Source organism: Oerskovia sp. NPDC060338, assembly GCF_042726295.1.
Classification (GTDB): Bacteria; Actinomycetota; Actinomycetes; order Actinomycetales; family Cellulomonadaceae; genus Oerskovia; species Oerskovia merdavium.
Genome location: NZ_JBHXCQ010000010.1, coordinates 43,118 through 61,050, shown reverse-complemented (window position 1 = coordinate 61,050; position 17,933 = coordinate 43,118). Strand labels below are relative to the sequence as shown.

The 17,933-nt window shown below is 72.1% G+C and carries 17 protein-coding genes; 6 read left to right on the top strand and 11 right to left on the bottom strand.

Features of this window, described 5'->3' with window-relative positions; all coding sequences use genetic code 11:
• Positions 1-92 precede the first annotated feature (92 nt).
• Both ACFWGN_RS13340 and ACFWGN_RS13335 read right to left on the bottom strand, forming a co-directional pair.
• The gene (locus ACFWGN_RS13340) at positions 93-1,670 is read right to left on the bottom strand and encodes a type I restriction-modification system subunit M (protein WP_377617598.1); all 1,578 of its coding nucleotides are present in this window, start codon (positions 1,668-1,670) and stop codon (positions 93-95) included.
• A gap of 112 nt (positions 1,671-1,782) precedes the next feature.
• Positions 1,783-3,837 (bottom strand): hypothetical protein, encoded by a 2,055-nt coding sequence (locus ACFWGN_RS13335; protein WP_377617402.1) that lies wholly within the window; start codon positions 3,835-3,837, stop codon positions 1,783-1,785.
• A 346-nt stretch (positions 3,838-4,183) separates the two neighbouring features.
• Here ACFWGN_RS13335 and ACFWGN_RS13330 point away from each other — a divergent pair, with 346 nt between their 5' ends.
• From ACFWGN_RS13330 to ACFWGN_RS13315, 4 genes are all read left to right on the top strand, one after another.
• Positions 4,184-4,462, top strand: coding sequence for a DUF3892 domain-containing protein (locus ACFWGN_RS13330; RefSeq protein WP_377617400.1), 279 nt, complete (start codon positions 4,184-4,186; stop codon positions 4,460-4,462).
• Positions 4,463-4,467: 5 nt separating this feature from the next.
• The gene (locus tag ACFWGN_RS13325) at positions 4,468-4,779 is read left to right on the top strand and encodes a hypothetical protein (protein WP_377617398.1); all 312 of its coding nucleotides are present in this window, start codon (positions 4,468-4,470) and stop codon (positions 4,777-4,779) included.
• A 70-nt stretch (positions 4,780-4,849) separates the two neighbouring features.
• The gene (locus tag ACFWGN_RS13320) at positions 4,850-5,515 is read left to right on the top strand and encodes a hypothetical protein (protein ID WP_377617397.1); all 666 of its coding nucleotides are present in this window, start codon (positions 4,850-4,852) and stop codon (positions 5,513-5,515) included.
• Positions 5,516-5,684: 169 nt separating this feature from the next.
• Complete coding sequence (locus tag ACFWGN_RS13315; protein WP_191803445.1) at positions 5,685-6,512, top strand: alpha/beta fold hydrolase; 828 nt, start codon at positions 5,685-5,687, stop codon at positions 6,510-6,512.
• A gap of 134 nt (positions 6,513-6,646) precedes the next feature.
• On the opposite strand, the gene ACFWGN_RS13310 is transcribed toward ACFWGN_RS13315, so the two are convergent.
• On the bottom strand, positions 6,647-7,363 hold the full coding sequence (locus ACFWGN_RS13310; RefSeq protein WP_377617395.1) for an esterase/lipase family protein: 717 nt from the start codon (positions 7,361-7,363) through the stop codon (positions 6,647-6,649).
• A 65-nt stretch (positions 7,364-7,428) separates the two neighbouring features.
• A complete protein-coding gene (locus tag ACFWGN_RS13305; protein ID WP_191803449.1) occupies positions 7,429-7,818 on the bottom strand; it encodes a YccF domain-containing protein in 390 nt (129 codons plus the stop codon).
• A gap of 178 nt (positions 7,819-7,996) precedes the next feature.
• On the opposite strand from ACFWGN_RS13305, the gene ACFWGN_RS13300 reads away from it, so the two are divergent.
• Both ACFWGN_RS13300 and ACFWGN_RS13295 read left to right on the top strand, forming a co-directional pair.
• A complete protein-coding gene (locus ACFWGN_RS13300; protein ID WP_377617394.1) occupies positions 7,997-8,767 on the top strand; it encodes a YggS family pyridoxal phosphate-dependent enzyme in 771 nt (256 codons plus the stop codon).
• 207 nt (positions 8,768-8,974) lie between these two features.
• On the top strand, positions 8,975-9,346 hold the full coding sequence (locus ACFWGN_RS13295; RefSeq protein ID WP_377617392.1) for a hypothetical protein: 372 nt from the start codon (positions 8,975-8,977) through the stop codon (positions 9,344-9,346).
• A gap of 114 nt (positions 9,347-9,460) precedes the next feature.
• On the opposite strand, the gene ACFWGN_RS13290 is transcribed toward ACFWGN_RS13295, so the two are convergent.
• The 7 genes from ACFWGN_RS13290 to ACFWGN_RS13260 form a co-directional block, all read right to left on the bottom strand.
• Positions 9,461-10,435, bottom strand: a complete 975-nt coding sequence (locus ACFWGN_RS13290; RefSeq protein ID WP_377617391.1) for an N-acetylmuramic acid 6-phosphate etherase — start codon at positions 10,433-10,435, stop codon at positions 9,461-9,463.
• A complete protein-coding gene (locus ACFWGN_RS13285) occupies positions 10,432-11,718 on the bottom strand; it encodes an anhydro-N-acetylmuramic acid kinase (RefSeq protein ID WP_377617389.1) in 1,287 nt (428 codons plus the stop codon). Before ACFWGN_RS13285 ends, ACFWGN_RS13290 begins: the two co-directional genes overlap by 4 nt.
• The gene (locus ACFWGN_RS13280; RefSeq protein ID WP_377617387.1) at positions 11,715-13,280 is read right to left on the bottom strand and encodes a glycoside hydrolase family 3 N-terminal domain-containing protein; all 1,566 of its coding nucleotides are present in this window, start codon (positions 13,278-13,280) and stop codon (positions 11,715-11,717) included. The genes ACFWGN_RS13285 and ACFWGN_RS13280 overlap by 4 nt, the downstream gene beginning before the upstream one ends.
• Positions 13,277-14,113: a carbohydrate ABC transporter permease gene (locus tag ACFWGN_RS13275; RefSeq protein WP_377617596.1), complete on the bottom strand. Its 837-nt coding sequence runs from the start codon at positions 14,111-14,113 to the stop codon at positions 13,277-13,279. The genes ACFWGN_RS13280 and ACFWGN_RS13275 overlap by 4 nt, the downstream gene beginning before the upstream one ends.
• Before the next feature lie 104 nt (positions 14,114-14,217).
• The gene (locus ACFWGN_RS13270; RefSeq protein WP_377617385.1) at positions 14,218-15,225 is read right to left on the bottom strand and encodes a carbohydrate ABC transporter permease; all 1,008 of its coding nucleotides are present in this window, start codon (positions 15,223-15,225) and stop codon (positions 14,218-14,220) included.
• 7 nt (positions 15,226-15,232) lie between these two features.
• On the bottom strand, positions 15,233-16,540 hold the full coding sequence (locus ACFWGN_RS13265; RefSeq protein WP_377617383.1) for a sugar ABC transporter substrate-binding protein: 1,308 nt from the start codon (positions 16,538-16,540) through the stop codon (positions 15,233-15,235).
• A gap of 273 nt (positions 16,541-16,813) precedes the next feature.
• On the bottom strand, positions 16,814-17,863 hold the full coding sequence (locus ACFWGN_RS13260; RefSeq protein WP_191803461.1) for a biotin/lipoate A/B protein ligase family protein: 1,050 nt from the start codon (positions 17,861-17,863) through the stop codon (positions 16,814-16,816).
• Between the last annotated feature and the right edge of the window lie 70 nt (positions 17,864-17,933).

Genomic DNA, 17,933 nt, shown 5'->3' with positions numbered 1-17,933 from the left:
GTGCAACTGGCTACCAAACGGCCCAGTCTGGATTGACCCGCCGGATTCCGCAACGATCTTCCCTAGAGTCGTAGACTCCCACCCCTCCGGGATCACTGAACCCTCCCCAGCTGCTCCCGCACCACGGCCTCGAGCCGTGCCGACTCCTCGAACTGCTCGAAGAGCTCGCCCGTCAGCCGCGCGATCTTGTCCTCGATGGGCTCGCCGTCGTCCTCGACCTCGGCGGCCCCGACGTAGCGTCCGGGCGTGAGCGCGTATCCCGCGTCCTTGATCTCGGCCAGGCTCACGGAGCGGGCGAAGCCCAGCTCGTCGTCGTACTCCAGGCCCGCGGCAACCGCCGAGGGCGTGCCGCGCCACGCGTGGTAGGTCCCCGCGATCTTCGCGATGTCCTCGTCGGACAGCGCACGCTCGGCGCGTTCGACCATGTAGCCGAGGTTGCGTGCGTCGATGAACAGCACCTGCCCGGTGCGGTCGACCGATCCGCGAGCGCCTGCCGTCTTGTCCTTGGCGAAGAACCAGACGCACACGGGGATGCCCGTGGAGCGGAAGAGCTGGGTCGGCAGCGCGACCATGCAGCTCACGAGGTCGACCTCGACGATCTGCGCGCGGATCTCGCCCTCGCCGCCCGAGTTGGACGACATGGACCCGTTGGCCATGACCACGGCCGCAGACCCGGTAGGCGTCAGCTTGGAGAGGATGTGCTGGATCCACGCGTAGTTCGCATTGCCCACGGGAGGAACACCGAAGCGCCAGCGCGGGTCCGACTCCGAGCGCGACCAGTCCTTGATGTTGAACGGCGGGTTGGACATGACGTAGTCCATCTGGGTGTCCGCGTGCTGGTCGCGCGCGAACGTGTCACCCCAGCGGGGCCCCAGGTTGCCCGTGAGACCGTGGATCGCGAGGTTCATCTTCGCGAGGCGCCACGTGCGCTCGTTGAGCTCCTGGCCGTAGACCGAGATCTCCTGCGGGCTGCCGCCGTGCTTCTCGATGAACTTCTCGGCCTGCACGAACATGCCGCCCGACCCGCACGCCGGGTCGTACACGCGCCCGCTGTACGGCTCGAGGACCTCCACGAGGACCTGCACCACGCCGGCGGGCGTGTAGAACTCGCCGCCGCGCTTGCCCTCGGCACGCGCGAACTTCTCCAGGAAGTACTCGTACACCTCGCCCAGCAGGTCGCGCGCCTTGGACGCGCCCTCGCCCGTGAAGCGCGTCGAGTTGAACAGGTCGAGCAGCTCGCCCAGGCGTCGCTGGTCCACGTTGTCACGGTTGAAGATGCGCGGCAGCGTGGCCGCGAGCGACGGGTTCGACCCCATGATGTGGTCCATGGCATCGTCGATCAGCTGCCCGATCGGCGCGAACGGCTCGCCCATGGCCGCCGGCCGGCCCTTCGCGTTCTCCGCGAGATAGCCCCAGCGCGCCTGGAGGGGGATCCAGAAGACGCCGCGGCTCGTGTACTCGTCGATGTCCTCGAGGAACTGCTGGCTCTGCTCCTCGCTCAGGCCGTCGGCGGCCAGCTCCGCGAGGATCTCGCCGCGACGCTCCTCGAACGCGTCCGAGACGTACTTGAGGAACACGAGCCCCAGGATCACGTCCTTGTACTGCGAGGCGTCCATGGAGCCGCGGAGCTTGTCCGCGGCCTTCCACAGCGTGTCCTTGAGCTCCTTCATTGACGAAGGAGCTGAGGGAGCCGCCTTGCTCGTGGCTGCTGCCTTGGTGCGGGGAGGCACTGGTCCTGCTTTCTTCGGGGTCGTGGGGACGTCGAACAGGGTCGGGGCGTCGTCAGGCATTGTCCACCGTTCGGAGCTGGATGAGGGCGTCGGCGACGCCCCGGGTCAGGGTCGTGCGGAGCTCGGCGAGGCGTCGGGCCTCGTCGAGCACCAGGGTTTCGCGCTGCCCGACGGCGGCGAGCAGCTCTTCGAGAGCGCTCACCTGGTCCTCGGGAACCTCGCGCACCTCCCACGTGCGCCACCGCTTGGCGGTCGCACGCTGGGACGAGATGTCCTCGGCGAGGACGTGCGGGAGGAGGCCAGGGGCTCGCGCCCGGTCGATGCGCAGCACCTGCGCCGGGAACTCCACCACGGACAGTCCGACGTGGTCGACCACCGCGGCCGGGTAGGGCGCGGTGCAGAAGATCACGTCGCCAGGCTCGGTGTACCGGGCGGCGGGGAGCGCGGAGAACGTGAGCCGGTCCATGCGCCGCTCGCCGAGGAACACGTCACCGGTCAGCTCGGCAGGACCGACGACCGGCACCTCGCCGACCGCACCGATGGCACTCGGGTCCAGCCGGTTCCCGGAGATCCTGCGCACACCCCCGCGGGCCTCGACCGACCGGAGCGTCTCGCGGCGCGGATCTCGCCCCGGGCCGGGGACGACGGACTCGGCCCCTGCGAGCCCGAGCCCCGTGGCGAGCTCGTGCGCACGCACGGCCGCACGGCCGCCGTCGTCCCGCCGGCCCACCCGGAGCCGACGGAAGTCCACCGAGAGGTCGCTCCGTGAGGCGACGAGCGAGGACGTGTAGGCGAAACGCGTGAAGCGGAAGGCGTGCCCCTGGACGTCCCTGCGAGTCCCTTGAGCGGCGACGACGTCGGTCACGAGGTCGTCGATCACGCCCTCGTCGAGCGCTCCCCCGGTGACGCGCTCGCCCGCGAGGTCCGAGACGGTCGTCCACTGCTCGGCGAGCCCGACGTCGGCGGGCGGGTCGCCCAGGACCCAGATCGCGAGGCGCTCGCGCGAACGCCCGGGGAGGAGCCCCGCCGGGAGCTCGACGACGCTCCGCACCTGGTCGTTGCGCAGCAGGCTGGACCGGAGCTTCTCCGCCTCGCCGTCGACCGCTCCCACGAGCGCGCCCGCGGGCCCCAGCACGACGGCGAACCGGCCGGGCTCGCGCTGCACGGCGAGGGTCTCGACCGCGCGCAGGACGTCGTCGTCGGACCACGGGGGGCTGCCGACGGGAGGGAGCTGCGCCACGATCGTCGCGCCGGGCGAGACGGCGTGGCCCACGGCGTCGTCGGCGTCGAGGTCCAGCACACGGACGCCGAGGACACCCAGGCGCCTGCGCGCGAGCCGGGTCGCGGGATCCGTGCGCACGTCGGGCACGGCGCAGGCCGGGGCGTCGTGGTCACCGTTCGCGTCGCTCCCTGCCCGGACTGCTGCCACCAGCAGGTCGCCGCAGTCGGCATGCGGGTTGGCGAGCGTGAGCGGCCCGCGTCCGGACGTGAGCGCCAGGACGATCCTGCCCACGACGTCGAGGGCTCCCTCGGATGCTGCCGACTCGGTGAGCGTCCTGCGTCCGGCCCGGTGCCGGTCGAGCAGGACGGCCTCCAGTGCGCCCGCCGGTGTGTAGGCGGCGTCGGCCGCCGTGTCGGCCAGCTCGCACAGGTCGCCCAGCCGGTCGCCCAGCGCCTCGATCTCCGAGTAGGCCAGGTGGTCGTCGGGGTCCACCTCGTCGGCGAGGTCGAGCACCTCTGCACGACCGAGCGCACCGAGGAACTCACCCGTCTGCGCCTTGACGTAGAGCAGCGACGTGAGGCCGTCGAGCGCCGCGTCCGCGTCGAGGCCGGGGACCTCGTCCAGCGCGGCCCTCATCGCGACGTCGGCCGCGAACGAGGGGTTCCGGCCGAGTCCGCTGCGCTCGATCCACGCCGTCACCTCGGAGGCCCGGAACCGCTGCTGGTCACGACGGGTAGCGACCGCCTCCGGGAACGGTGAGGCCGCCGTCGCGTACCGCCGGCGCCACATGGAGACCACGGGGCGCTGCACGTGCGCCAGCTCGGCGATGTCCGGCAGGGACAGCGTGAGGGAGTCGAGGACCGACGGCACAGCAGCTCCCTTCATCAGGACCGGTAGGTGAGCGAGCTCGTCGGGCGAGCTCGCTGAAAGGACAGTAGCGCCTTCCCGACTCCCCTTCTGCCGCGCGACGCGATAAGCCGGGTTATCAGTTCGGCGATGGCTCTTCCTCGTCGGCTCGACCAGGCTCGTCTCAGTCGATCACCTCCGTGATCACCGCTCCGGCCACGAGCCGGGAAGGGAGGGCACGCATGAGCCACGTCAGGTGCCGTTGCGGACACGTCTACCGCATCCTCGACGGCCGCGGGCTGTGTCCGCGCTGCGTCTCGCTGACGCCGCCGGCCTCCCCGACCGTCCCGCACGAGCCGGCCGACCGTCCCCGAGAGGACCAGCCATGAACTACCTCCGCTCCGTCCGCGTCGCTCACCCGGGCACCTCGAGCCAGCACATCACCGAGCTGGGCTGGTCCACGACGACCACCGGCCAGCTCTCCCGTGCCACGCGCGACCAGGTCCACGCGTGGATCACCTCAGGTCACGCCTTCCGCTCGCTGAGCCCTCAGGGAACCCAGGCGGACGTGGTCGCCCGGACGTCCCCCTCCGGGACCCGCTACGTCGCCACGGTCGCCGACGGCCGCGAGACGAACAACCTGCTCAACCTCCCGCGCTTCTGACGCTCATGCCGTTCATCCGCGCGATCCGCACCCTGCCACGCGACACCGACACCGCCGGCACGTCCCCGGGCGGAGAAGCGGCCGAGCACGTGGTCGCCGTCCTCCACTCGGTCACGACCACAGGCCCGACGACCACGACCAGCGTCATCGGCATCCACCGCCGGATCGTCTCCGGCGAGCGCTTCCGCACGTTCGACGAACGCAACCACCACCAGGCCGACGTCGTCGCCCGGATCGGTCCGGACGGACGTCGCACGCTCGCCACGACGATCGACGGCCGCACGACCCAGCACCTCTGGAACCTGCCGCGCTTCTGACGCGCTGCACCTGGCCGAGCCCACCCTCTCGACGGCGTCTCCGCCGTCGGGCACTCACGAAGGACATCCCATGAAGATCATCGACACCGCCCCTCTGTCCGTCGACCCGACCACCGGGTCTCACGCGACCGTCACCGGTCGGTCGCGCCGGCGCCTCACGATCGCCGTGGTCGCCCTCGGGCTCGCCGTCGGCCTGACGGGCTGCGGGCTGAGCTCGGACAACCTCACCACCACGGACGAGAACGCCGCGGATCAGCCCGCCGTCGAGGCCCCCGTCGCAGAGCCGGCCCCGGAGGCGACCCCCGAAGCACCCCCTGCCCCCGCGGGCGGGACGCGTGCCAACCCCTTCCCTGTCGGGACGACCGTCAGCAACGAGGACTGGTCCCTCGTCCTCGGCACCCCGCGCGAGGCCTGGGGGGAGATCAGCGCCGAGAACCAGTTCAACTCTCCGCCCGAGGCCGGGCTCGAGTTCTGGATCGTCCCCGTGACGGCGACCTACCAGGGCGCGACCTCAGGCACTCCGTGGCTCGACATCACGGTGAAGTTCGTCGGCGACGACTCGGTCACCTACGAGGACTACTGCGGTGTCATCCCGGGCGACCTCGACGAGGTCGGCGAGCTCTACGCAGGTGGTGTCGCCGAGGGCAACGTGTGTGTCGCGGTGCCCGCCGGAGCCCCGGGGCTCTGGACCGCGACCACCGGGTGGGGCGAGCCGACCTTCTTCACGGCCCGCTGACCGCGAGGCTCGACGGGACCCGACGGGGCACGTCCCGCCGAGCACGAGGTTGCGGTCGTCCTGGGCGCCAGGGCGACCGCAACCTCGTGCTCGGCAACCCACCCGGCCGCGCCCGGCAACCGACCCGCACCGGTGGACCCCGCAGGGCCGCGGTGCCACGATCGGTCTCATGGTCGTGAACGCCGAGGGATGGACCGAGGGAACCGTCGACGTCGCGGGGCACCCGGTGTTCTACCGGCGCAGCGCCGACGTCCCGGACGCCCTGCCGATCGTCCACGTGCACGGCTTCGCGATCTCGGGCACCTACCTCATGCCGACCGCCCGCCGACTGGCCGCGCGGGCCACGAACCTCGTCCCGGACCTGCCGGGGTACGGCCGGAGCGAACGGTGGGACTACACGCTCGGGATCCCTGCCCTGGCGAACGCGCTGATCCGGATCCTCGACTCCCTCGAGCTCGAGAAGGTGGTCCTGGTCGGCAACTCGATGGGCTGCCCCATCAGCCTCGAGGTCGCGCACAGCGCGCCCGACCGGGTCGACCGCATCGTGCTCGTGTCTCCGGCGGGGGGCGTGCACAACCAGGGTCTGGCGCGGGCCATCCGACAGCTCGCGGCGGACGGTCCGCGCGAGAGCCGCAAGATGGCGCGCGTGGCGGTCCCGGACTACGTGAGGTTCGGGCCGATCAACACGTTCCACCTATTCAGCGAGCTGACCCGCTTCCCGTCCTTGGAGCGCATCGTCGCGTCGGCGGTCCCGACGCTCGCGGTCATCGGGAGCAGGGACCCGCTCATGCCGCCCCCGACGCGGGTGCGGGAGGTGAGCCGCATGGCGGGCGACCACATCACGATCGCGCTGATCGAGGGCGCGGCGCACGCGATCAACTTCAGCCACCCCGGTGAGCTCGCGCACGTGATCGGGTCCTGGCTCGACGGCGTGAAGATCGTCGACGACCCCGACTCCCCCGGCCTGACCCGCGTCCTGCAGCTCCCGCGCGACTGACCGCCCATGGCGCGGCCTCGCGGCCCGACGACGGCACACGCCGCCCGCTGGTCGCGGCACGTCCGCGTCGGGTGCCCCGACGCGACGCCCACGACGCCCACGACAGGGCCGCCCCTGCCACCCCCCGGAGAGCCCTACGCCCCGACGATCCGCTCGAGCAGGAGCGCGTGCAGCCGGGGGTCGGCGAGCGGCCGGAAGTGGCCCGGGGTGTCGAGCACGACGTCCTGCGCCCCCTCGAGAAAGCTGCCCGCGGGGATGTGCGGGTCCCACCGGCTGTGCACCGAGGTGATGCGCTCGTTCACGTCCCGCTCGGCGGACAGTGCCACGATCGTCGCGTCGTTCGGGATGAATGCGCGCACCGCGGGCGCGACGAACCAGCGCGCGTAGGCCGACCCGGCGAAGGGCGTGTTGATCGCGATCATCGACGCGATCCGGTCCTCGGGGTCGTCGCGCACCATGGCGAGCTTGCCGATGAGCCCGCCCTTGCTGTGCGCGACGACGACCACGTCGCGCAGGTCGTGCTCGCGGACGTAGCGACCGAGGACGGCTGCCCCGGCGGCGACGGGCCGACGGTTGTCGCCGAGCTCCGGGAGCACGTGGACGGCCACGCCGTGCTCGTGCAGCAGGGTGGCGAGCGGCAGGAGGAAGTGCCACGACTCGTACACGCCCGGGACGAGCACGACGGGCGGCCCGACCGGGTGGGCCGGGGTGCGCAGGTCGTCGGGGTCCACCCGGGACGTGATGCCCGCGGCCTGCCAGCGGAGGACGCTCGCGTAGTCGAGCACGCGCCACCAGGTGCGTCGCAGGCTCAGGCCCGGACGCACCCCCTGGCCGCCGCTCCCGCCCGGCATGGCTCTCCCGTCGTCGTCACGTCAGGTCGCAGTCGACGTCAGCGGCCCCACCCGATCGTGACCCCTCAGGCCCCGAAGCGCGCGTTCGTCGGCACGATCTGCTTGCCGAGCGGCAGCAGGGAGACGGGGATCATCTTGAGGTTGGCGATGCCCATCGGGATGCCGATGATCGAGACGAACAGCGGGATCGAGGTGATCACGTGCCCGATCGCGAGCCAGATCCCGGCGAAGATCACCCAGATCACGTTGCCGATCGTGGAGAACGCGCCGGCCGTCGGCTTGTCGACGACCGTGCGCCCGAACGGCCACAGCGCGTAGCCGGCGATGCGGAAGCTCGCGATCCCGAACGGGATGGTGATGATGAGGACGCAGCAGATGATGCCGGCCAGGACGTAACCGAGCGCGAGCCAGAGGCCCGCGAAGATCAGCCAGATGACGTTCAGGATCGCGTTCATGCCCCGATTCTCCCCCAGCCCGCCCACGCGGAGGGGTCGGCCGCGCCACCGGACCTGCGCAGCCCGCGGCCGCCCGGCTCGCCCCACCCACGGTGCGCTGCCCTCCCGGGGTGCGCGACGCCGTCGGGCAGGACTCACCCCGGCCCGGCGCGCGCCCGCCGAAAACTAGACTGCTCGCGTGTCCCCCCACCACTCCGCCCCTGGCAGCTCCCCACTCGGCACGACCCCGACCATCGCCGACCGCTACGCCGCGGTGCGCGCGCGCATCGACGCAGCAGCCCTCGCCGCGGGCCGTGCCCCGGACGAGGTGCAGCTCCTCGTCGCGACCAAGACGCAGGACGCCGCGGCGGTCCGCGCGGTCGTGGCCGCGGGCGCGACGCTGATCGGCGAGAACCGCGTCCAGGAGCTCGTCGCCAAGGCCCCCGACCTCGCCGACCTGGTCGCGGACGGCTCGGTGCGGGTCCACATGATCGGGCACCTGCAGCGCAACAAGGTCAACCAGGTCCTGGCCACGGCCACGGGCGTCGAGTCGGTCGACTCGCTCGCTCTCGCCGAGGCCCTCGCGAGCCGTTGCGCGCGCGAGGGCCGCACGCTCGACGTCATGGTCCAGGTCAACGTGTCGGGCGAGGAGTCCAAGGCGGGGGTGGGGCCCGACGGCGCCGCGCACCTCTCCCGTCAGGTCGCCGCCCTGGAGGGTCTTCGCCTCACGGGGTTCATGACGATCGGGGCGAACTCCCCCGACACCGCGCTGGTGCGCGCCGGGTTCGAGCGGCTGCGCCGGATACGTGACGAGGTGCTCGCGAGCGGCGCCCCGGGGACGGGAGAGGCGCGCGAGCTGTCGATGGGCATGAGCGGAGACCTCGAGGCGGCGATCGCCGAGGGCGCGACGATCGTGCGCGTGGGGACCGCGGTGTTCGGGGCCCGTGCCGTCGCTGCGCCCGCCGGCTGACGGGCTGCAGGACAGCCCGCGCTCCCGGCCGTCCGGTCCGCACGACCGACCCACGCTCTTGGCCGTCCGTCCACCGGCACCACCGTCGAGGACCGTCGGCGGACGGGGCTGTTCACCACGACCCGTTGCCGCCATACTCGTCGTCGTCCTCGGACGCGCCCGCCCTGTCCTGGGGGCCGGGCGCTCGGCCACGACGAACGGAAGACCATGGCCTCCACGCTCGACCTCCACACCTCCGCCCACCCGGACGCGGCGCGCGACATCGCCCACGCGACCCTCACCGAGGCCGGCGTCCGGCTCACCCCGACCGGTACGCACAGCGCCGACGGCGAGCGGGGCACCCGGTGGGTCACGCTGGCCTTCGGTGCGTTCGCGGGCAAGGCCAGCCAGCACCTGAAGATCCAGGTCAGCACGTTCGCGCTCGGCGACTCGGGCTCGATCGTGCGGGTCTCGCTCGTGAGCACGGGTATCGCGGCCGGTGCGATCGGTGCGGCACGGGCCCAGAAGATCATCACCGAGCTCCAGGCGCAGGTCGCCGCGGCGCTGCCCGCTGCGGTTCCCGCGACCGAGCCCCGGTAGGGACGACGGATCCCGGCGGTCGAGGACGACCGCCGGGATCGGCACAGGTGACGGCCGGGGTCACGGGGGGACGCGGGCAGCCCCAGGCCGCCCCGGCCCCGAGGCCCCGGGGCCCTAGGCCCCCAGCAGCTCGAGCGCTCGGCGCACGCCGGGTGCCCCGGCTCCCCGCAGGGCCTCGCGCGCCTCGTCGACGCCGACGCCCGCGAGCAGCATGACGAGCGCGACGTGGATCTCGCCGCCGGCACGGTGCAGGGTCTGCTCGCACTCGTCGGTCTCGAGCCCCGTGGCCTGGACGAGCATGCGCACGATCCGGGCGCGGAGCTTCTGGTTGGTCGGGCGGACGTCGATCATGAGGTTCGAGTACGTCTTGCCGAGCCGGATCATGGTCGCGGTCGAGAACGTGTTGAGCACGAGCTTCTGCGCCGTGGCGGCCTTCATGCGGGTCGAGCCCGTGACGACCTCGGGGCCCGTGTCGAGCAGGATCGCGACGTCGACGCGCGACGCGAGGCGTGCCTGCGGGTTGGCGCTCACGAGCACGGTCGCGGCGCCGCGCTCGCGTGCGACGTCGAACGCGCCACCCACGTAGGGCGTGCGCCCGCTCGCCGCGAGACCCACGACCAGGTCCCCGGCCCGGACCTCGTCGGCGTCGGCGCGGCCGAGCTCGACGTCGTCCTCGGCTCCCTCGACCGCGAGCATCATGGCGCCCGCGCCCCCGGCGAGGTGGGCCTCGAACCACTCCTCGCCCACGCCGTAGGTGGGCAGCAGCTCGACCGCGTCGAGCACGCCGAGGCGGCCCGACGTGCCCGACCCGAAGTAGTGGACCTTGCCACCGCCGCGCAGCGCGGCCACCGCGAGGTCGACGGCCGCGGTGATGCGGTCGGCCTCGGCACGCACGGCGTCTGCGACGCCCGCGTCCTCGTCGGTGATGCGCCGCACGACCTCGGCCGTGGGGAGCAGGTCGATGTCCGTGGTGCGCGGGTTGCGCTCCTCGGTCGGCGACGCGAGCCGGAGCACCTCCTGCCAGTCCTCGGCGGCGGAGGCGTGCCCGGCCGAGAGGTCCCCCTGGGTGGCGGGGCGGGTGTCGGTCATCGGTGCGTTCCCTTCGGCATCGGGGCGAGCCCGAACGGGGTGTTGGCCAGCACGAGCCGGCGGATGGGCCCGGTGAACGCGGGCCAGATCAACGGGGTGGGCGGGGTGAGCGAGCCGAGCACGGTCGCGCGGCGCGCCCCGGTCGAGCGTCGACGCTGCTCGCCCTTGGCGGTCCCGGCGACCCCGTGGGCCGACAGGAAGCCGAGCAGCGCGAACAGGTACGCCTCCTTGGCGTCGATCGGCATGCCGAGCTGGTCGGCCGTGAGGAGCTCGCACCCCTCGGGCAGGTAGGCGCGCAGACGGGCGAGCAGGGTCGGGTTGTGCGCCCCGCCGCCCGAGACGACGACGCGACGCACCTCGCGCTGGGGGTCACCGTCACGGTGGGCGCCCTGAGCGACCGAGAGCAGGCCCTCCGCGATGGTCACGGCGGTGAGCTCGGTGAGGGTCGCGACGAGGTCGGCCCCCGTGAGGTCGGGGCGGACCGCGGCGAGCTTGCGCGGCACGTAGGTCGCGTCGAACAGCTCGCGACCGGTCGACTTGGGGGCCTTGGCCGCGAAGTACGGGTCGTCGAGCAGAGCGCGCAGTGCGGCCTGGTCCACGGTCCCGGTCGCGCCCAGGGAGCCGTCGCGGTCGAAGGGCTCTCCCGTGAGCTGGCGCATCGTGAGGTCGATGAGGCAGTTGCCAGGCCCGGTGTCCCAGCCGGTCACGGGCGCCTCGACCTCGCCGACGAGCGTGACGTTCGCGATCCCGCCGATGTTGAGCGCCGCACTGAGCCCGGCCGGCGCACCGTCCGGGGACTGCGGGTCGCGCCCGAGCCACAGCGCGTCGAGCACGCTCACGAGCGGCGCCCCCTGCCCGCCCGCGGCGATGTCCGCGACCCGGAAGTCGTTGATGACGGGGCGACGGGTGCGCTCGGCGATCCAGGCGGCGTTGCCGAGCTGGAGGCTGCCGTGCGCGCGGGCGCCCACGACCCAGTGGTAGAGCGTCTGGCCGTGCGACGCGACGAGGTCGACGTCGCCGCCCGCCACGTCGTCGATGGCCTGGCGTCCGGCGCGGCCGAACTCCTGCCCGATGAGCGTGTCGAGCTGCGTGACCTCGCCCATGTCGACGGGAGCCGGCGGCAGCGCCTTGAGGATGCGTTCGCGCAGCGCCGCGGGCCACTCGTACTCGGTGTGCCCCAGGGGGCGCATGCGCAGGACCCCGTCGGGGCCCAGGTGGAAGTCGGCGGCGGCCGCGTCGATCGCGTCGACCGACGTGCCCGAGGACAGGCCGAGGACGATCATCGGGTCACCTCCGCGGTGGTGGTGGTCAGCTGCCCGACGGCGGCGCGCGCGTTGGCACGTCCGGTGCCGCACGCGACGACCACGGTGGTCTCGTCCCCGAACCAGGCGGGCACGGCGTCGGGGAACCCGGTGTGCACCACGACGAGCCCGGGGCGCGCGCCGCGCAGGGCGTCGAGCATGCCGGCCTCGCGGCTGCCCGGGACGGGTTCGCGCGTGATCACGACGAGGGGGCGGACGGGGTCACCTGCGGACCGGACCGCCGAGACCGCGGCGAGCGTCGCCTCCCACCCGGCCGGGTCGGAGAAGACGTGGACGTCGGTGCCGGGGAAGGTCGCCCGGAGCGCGTTCTGGACGTGCTGGGCGGTGCGCCCCGCGGCGTGGTCGAACCGCTGGCGCAGGTCGATCACCTCGGGTGCGGGGCCGGAGGGGTCGAGGTGCGTGCGGGGTCCGTGCGTGCGCACGGCCCGCTCGGCGGCCTCCTGCCCGACGGCGGCGAGCGCCTCGAGCGCAGCGGTCGCCTCGGTCGGGCCGCACGTCGCGCCCGCGGAGGCCTGGAGCTCGCGCACCCGGCGCACCGTGCGCGCCGTGCGGGCCGCGGACCCGAGCAGGCGCTCGATCGTGATCCGGCCCTGCTCGACGGCCGCGAGGAGCGCGCTCTGCGCCTGGCGGAACAGCTCCTCGTCGTCGCGCCCGACCGTGGTGCCGAGGCACAGCAGGTCGGCCCCGCCCTCGATCGCCTGGACGGCGACCTCGCCGATCCCGTCGGCGCCCTTGACCGCGCCCATGTCCAGGGCGTCGGTGATGATCGGCCCCTCGAAGCCCATCTCCCGTGCCACGAGCGCCGCAGCAGGCTCGAGCGAGACCGGCCGCGGGCCGATCGCCGGGACCAGCAGGTGCGCGGTCATGATCGAGTCGATCCCCACGTCGGGCTCGAAGGCCCGGACGAACGGCGGCAGGTCGCGCTCGCGGATCGTCTCGAGCGGGTCGTCGACCACCGGCAGCGACAGGTGGGAGTCCACGTCGGTCGCGCCGTGCCCCGGGAAGTGCTTGCCGCACGCCCCGACCCCGGCCCGGTGCAGGCCCTGCACGAACGCGGCCCCGTGCCGGGACACCAGGTCGGGCGTCGCGCCGAACGCGCGCACACCGACCACGGGGTTCTCGGTCCGGGAGTTGACGTCGAGCACGGGGGCGAGGTCGAGGTCCACGCCCGTCGCGGCGAGCAGGCGGCCGAGCGCGAGCCCGACCCGCTCCGTGAGGTCCTCGTCGTCGATCGTCCCGAGCGCAGCTGCCCCCGGGATGCTCGACCCCGTGGCGGCCTCGAGCCGGCTGACGTCCCCGCCCTCCTCGTCGATCGCGATCAACAGGTCGGGCGAGACCTCGTGGAGGCTCGCCGAGAGCCTGGCGGTCGTGGCGACGTCGGGCGTGTTGTACGCGAAGTAGATGACGCCCGCGAGGCCCTCCTCGCAGGCCGAGAGCAGCCAGGCCGGGGCGTCCGTCCCCGTGAAACCGGGGAGCAGGACGCCGTTGACGGCGCGCAGCGCGTCGTGGTGCACGGTGGTCATCCCTTCACCGACCCAGCGGTCAGGCCGGAGGACAGGTTGCGCTGCACGAGGACGAAGAAGACGATCACGGGCAGCGTGATGAGGGTCGAGGCGGCCATGACCGCGCCCCAGTCGGTCGTGTTCTCGCCGAAGAACTTCTGCAGGCCGATCGGCACGGTGTACTTGGCCGACTGCTGCAGGAAGGTCAGGGCGAAGATGAACTCGTTCCAGGCCGTGATGAACGAGAAGACGCTCGTGGCGACGACGCCGGGGGCGACGAGCGGCAGCAGGATCTTCCAGAACATGCGACCCCACGAGGCGCCGTCGAGGTACGCGGCCTCCTCGAGCTCGACCGGGACCGCCGCGACGAAGCCGCGCAGCATCCAGATCGCGAACGACAGCGAGAAGGCGATGTAGACGATCGTCAGGCCCAGGAGCGAGTTGAGCATGCCGAGGGTGCGCATCTGGAGGAACAGCGGGATGACGAGGGCCTCGAGGGGCACCATCTGCACCATGAGGACGAGCACGAGGATCGACTTGCGGAAGCGGAACCTGAAGCGGCTCACGGCCACCGCGGCGAGCAGCGCGAGCACCGAGGAGAACACGACGGCGCCGATCGCCACGACGATCGAGTTCCGGAGGTACTGGCCGAACCCGCCGTCGTCGATCACGGTCACGAAGTTGTCCCACGTGACGCCGGCGGGCAGGATCCGCGCCCCGCGGGTCGCGGCCTCGGGGTCGATCGCCGAGGAGAACATCCAGTAGGCCGGGAACAGCGCGAAGACGAGCAGCGCGACGATGCCCACGACCTTGCCCGCGGTGGGCAGGGGGCGCTTGCGCGCCTTGACCCGCAGGACCTGCGGGGGGCGCGGGGCGAGCGAGGCACGGTCGTCGGTCGTTCCGCCCCCCGTGCGGTCTCCAGCGCGCGGGGCGCTGGACGGGGTACCGGTCAGGGCGCTCACAGCTCCTCCTCCTTGAACAGGGTGCGCATGTACACGACGGTGATCCCGAGCAGGATCAGGGTGAGCAGCACGGCGATCGCCGAGCCCATCCCGTACTTGCCCTGCGCGAAGGACTGGATGTAGGACCACACGCCGAGGTTGAAGACCTCCTTGTTGCCGCCGTTTCCGCCCGGCATCAGGTAGATCTGCGTGAAGACCTTGAAGTCCCAGATGGTCGACAGGATCGTGACGACCGCGAAGACGGGGCGCAAGATGGGCGCGGTGATGGCCCAGAACCGGCGCCAGGGCGAGGCTCCGTCCATCATGGCGGCCTCGTGCAGCTCCTTGGGGATCGTCAGCAGGCCCGCGAGGACCGTGATCGCGACGAACGGGAAGCCGTGGTGCACGACGTTGAGCGTCGCGATCGCGTAGAAGCTCAGGCGCTCGGTGAACCAGTTGGTGGTCGCGGGGTCGATCAGCCCGACCGAGTCGAGCACCGACGAGACCAGGCCGTTGAGCGGGTCGAAGATCCAGATCCACACGTAGGTACCGGTGATCGCGGGCACGGCCCAGGCGACCATGATCGCGGTCGAGCAGATCGTGCGCCAGAACGTCCCGAGGTTGTTGAGGAACAGCGCGACGGCCGTGCCCAGGACGACCGTCAGCACCACGCACGCGACGGCGAAGCCGATCGTGTTGGGCAGGACGACGGTCCACAGGAACGAGTCGCCGAAGATCGCGGCGTAGTTGTCGAAGCCGATGTAGTTCGACTCTCCCGACGCGATCTGGCGCAGGCCGTAGTCCTGCAGAGAGATCATCACGACGCGGACCAGGGGCCACAGGAGCAGCACGCCGAGGACGGCGAGCGCAGGGGCCAGGAGCAGCCAGGGGCGCAGCGGGGACTTGTGCCCGAGCAGGCCGCGCATGCCGGAGCGGCGGCGCGGGGTGGACGAGGGGGCCGGGGCCGGGGCCCGGCGCGTCAGCTGGTCGGCCGACGCGCCGGGAACCGAGTGCAGATCTGCCATGGGCTCGTCAGGACCCGAAGGTCTCGTTCATGTCGGCGGCCGCGGTGTCGGCGGCCTCCTGCACCGTGGCGCTGCCCGAGAGGATCGACTGCAGCATGGTCTCGACCGTCTTCTTGCCCTGGATCTGGCCGTAGAGCGGCGTCACCGGGACCGAGGCGCCGGCCTCGACCATCTGCTGGGCGAACGGCGCGACGAGCGGGTCGTTCTCCTCGATGACCTTCTCGAGGAGCGAGGTCTGACCCGGGAAGTAGCCGGACTGGTTGCCCCACGCCTCGGCGAACTTGCCCGTGGTCATCATCTCGACGAACTCCCACGCGAGGTCCTGCTTCTCGCTGGCCGCGAACACGCCCAGGTGCGACCCGCCGAGGAACGAGTCCGACAGCCCGTCGGTCTCGCCCGGGATGGGGAACGCGCCGATCTTGTCGGCCATGTCCGGGACGTCCGTGAGGATCTTGCCCGGGGTCCAGCTGCCGGAGATCATCATGCCGACGTTGCCCTGCTCGAAGTTGGAGAGGAGGTCGGTCTCCTTCCACGTCGTGGCCGCCGCAGTGGACAGCCCCGCCTCGGTCGCGAGACCGGTGTAGAACTCGAGGCCCTTCACGGAGTCCGGCGAGTTGATCTCGGACGTCCAGGTGTCACCGTCCTTGACGGCCAGGTCGCCGCCCGCACCCCAGATGAAGGGCATGGCGCCGTACTGGCTGTCGCCGGCGATCGGGAAGGGGATCAGGCCGGGGTTCGCGGCCTTGAGCGTCTCTGCTGCGGTCTGCAGCTCTGCCCAGGTCGTCGGCACCTCGATGCCGGCCGCCTCGAAGAGGTCCTTGCGGTAGACGATCGAGCGCACGCCCGCGTACCAGGGCATGCCGTACTGGGCCCCGTCGAGCGTCGCGGACTCGACGAGCCCGGGGACCAGGTCCTCCTCGAGGCCCGATGCCTTGATCTTGTCCGAGAGGTCGGACAGTGCGCCGACCTCCGCGAACTCGCCGGTCCACGTGGTGCCGAGCTCGGCGACGTCCGGCGTGGTGTTGCCCGCGATGGAGGTCGTGAACTTGTCGTGAGCGCTGGCCCACGGCTGGAACTCGATCTGGAGGTCGGCGCCCGTCTCTTCCTTGAAGGCGGTGGTGACCTCGTCGAAGAAGGCGTCCCCGTCGGGGTTGGTGCCCTCCATGATCCAGACCGTGAGGGTCTCGCCGGAGTGGTCGGCGGCGGCTGCGTCCCCCGTGCTCTCGCCGCTGCTGCTGTCCCCGCCGCCACACGCGGTGAGGCCGAGCGCCAGGAGGAGTGTGCCCGTGACGGCCACCGTGCTGCGTCGCTGCATGCCGTGACTTCCTTTCTGGTCGGCTGCCGCGTCGCGGCCAGCCGTTCGTCCCTGCGGACCTGATCGTTCGTGGGGCACCGGATCCTCGGGCCCCTTCGACTCTGAAATAAACTTACATCAGGTTGGGTGTCCGTGAAGATTACCGCCATCGACGGGCAGAGGGAAGCCGGTCGCGAAGTTGTGACACGTTCTTAACCTGCCCGGCACACGGCGGCTCCCGGCCCCCCGCGAGCACGCCCGGGCATGCGCCGGGGCGGGCCCACCCCTATCGCGTCACGGGACGCGCGCGGTCCACTCCGGGGTGCCGAACTTGGTGCGCACGAGCTCCTCGGCCTGGGCGCGCTCGTCGGGCGTGACGCCACCCTCGACCGTGCGGTAGCGCGAGCGGAAGTGCGCCTTGAACGCCTCGATGACGTCCTCGCGCGCCATGCCGGTCTGCGAGCGCAGGGGGTCGACGCGCTTGTTGGCGCTCTTGGTGCCCTTGTCGCTCATCTTCTCGCGGCCGATGCGCAGGACCTCGAGCATCTTGTCGGCGTCGATGTCGTAGGCCATGGTCACGTGGTGCAGCACCGCTCCCCCGCGCAGTCGCTTCTGCGCGGCGCCGGCGATCTTCCCGGCCGGCGACGCGATGTCGTTGAGCGGCTTGTAGGTCGCCTCGACGCCGACGTCGGCGAGCGCCCCCAGCACCCAGTCGTCGAGGAACGCGTAGGAGCGCTCGAAGCTCAGGCCCTCGACGAGCGAGGCGGGGACGGTGAGCGAGTAGGTGATCGTGTTGCCCGGCTCGACGAACATGGCCCCGCCGCCCGAGATGCGGCGGACCACGGTGATGCCGTGCTTGTCGGCTCCTGCGGGGTCGACCTCGTTCCGGAGCGACTGGAACGAGCCGATGATGACGGCCGGCGCCCCCCACTCCCAGATGCGCAGCGTGGGGCCGCGGCGCCCGGCGTCGAGCTCCTCGGTCAGCACCTGGTCGAGCGCGAGGTGCATCGCGGGCTGCTCGGGCCCCTCGTGGATGATCTCGAAGACGTGGTCGTCCCAGCCGGTCGCGTGGCCGAGCGCGCGGCGCACGGCGATCGCCACGGCCTCGGGAGAGAACCCGACCATGGTGATGTCGTCGGTCAGGACGGACTCGACGGCCCGGGCCAGGTCGGCCACGGTCGAGGTCTCGGGCAGCCCCGTCAGGGCCGCGTTGATGTCCTCGAGGGCGTCGTCGGGCTCGAGGAAGAAGTCTCCGCTCAGCGCGACGCGCGACAGCCTCCCGTCGTCCGTCTCGACGTCGACCGCCACGAGCTTGCCACCGGGAACCTTGTACTCGCCTCTCATGGTGACCACGGTACGTCGCGCGGCACGCGCCCCGTCCCCTCGCGGGCGCCCGCGACCGCCGAGCACCCGT

What these genes read in the sequence shown, in the direction of transcription:
- ACFWGN_RS13340 (WP_377617598.1), bottom strand. Translation starts at nt 1,670, where the DNA reads ATGAAGGAGCTCAAGGACACGCTGTGGAAGGCCGCGGACAAGCTCCGC.
- ACFWGN_RS13335 (WP_377617402.1), bottom strand. Translation starts at nt 3,837, where the DNA reads ATGAAGGGAGCTGCTGTGCCGTCGGTCCTCGACTCCCTCACGCTGTCC.
- ACFWGN_RS13330 (WP_377617400.1), top strand. Translation starts at nt 4,184, where the DNA reads ATGAACTACCTCCGCTCCGTCCGCGTCGCTCACCCGGGCACCTCGAGC.
- ACFWGN_RS13325 (WP_377617398.1), top strand. Translation starts at nt 4,468, where the DNA reads ATGCCGTTCATCCGCGCGATCCGCACCCTGCCACGCGACACCGACACC.
- ACFWGN_RS13320 (WP_377617397.1), top strand. Translation starts at nt 4,850, where the DNA reads ATGAAGATCATCGACACCGCCCCTCTGTCCGTCGACCCGACCACCGGG.
- ACFWGN_RS13315 (WP_191803445.1), top strand. Translation starts at nt 5,685, where the DNA reads ATGGTCGTGAACGCCGAGGGATGGACCGAGGGAACCGTCGACGTCGCG.
- ACFWGN_RS13310 (WP_377617395.1), bottom strand. Translation starts at nt 7,363, where the DNA reads ATGCCGGGCGGGAGCGGCGGCCAGGGGGTGCGTCCGGGCCTGAGCCTG.
- ACFWGN_RS13305 (WP_191803449.1), bottom strand. Translation starts at nt 7,818, where the DNA reads ATGAACGCGATCCTGAACGTCATCTGGCTGATCTTCGCGGGCCTCTGG.
- ACFWGN_RS13295 (WP_377617392.1), top strand. Translation starts at nt 8,975, where the DNA reads ATGGCCTCCACGCTCGACCTCCACACCTCCGCCCACCCGGACGCGGCG.
- ACFWGN_RS13290 (WP_377617391.1), bottom strand. Translation starts at nt 10,435, where the DNA reads ATGACCGACACCCGCCCCGCCACCCAGGGGGACCTCTCGGCCGGGCAC.
- ACFWGN_RS13285 (WP_377617389.1), bottom strand. Translation starts at nt 11,718, where the DNA reads ATGATCGTCCTCGGCCTGTCCTCGGGCACGTCGGTCGACGCGATCGAC.
- ACFWGN_RS13280 (WP_377617387.1), bottom strand. Translation starts at nt 13,280, where the DNA reads ATGACCACCGTGCACCACGACGCGCTGCGCGCCGTCAACGGCGTCCTG.
- ACFWGN_RS13270 (WP_377617385.1), bottom strand. Translation starts at nt 15,225, where the DNA reads ATGGCAGATCTGCACTCGGTTCCCGGCGCGTCGGCCGACCAGCTGACG.
- ACFWGN_RS13265 (WP_377617383.1), bottom strand. Translation starts at nt 16,540, where the DNA reads ATGCAGCGACGCAGCACGGTGGCCGTCACGGGCACACTCCTCCTGGCG.
- ACFWGN_RS13260 (WP_191803461.1), bottom strand. Translation starts at nt 17,863, where the DNA reads ATGAGAGGCGAGTACAAGGTTCCCGGTGGCAAGCTCGTGGCGGTCGAC.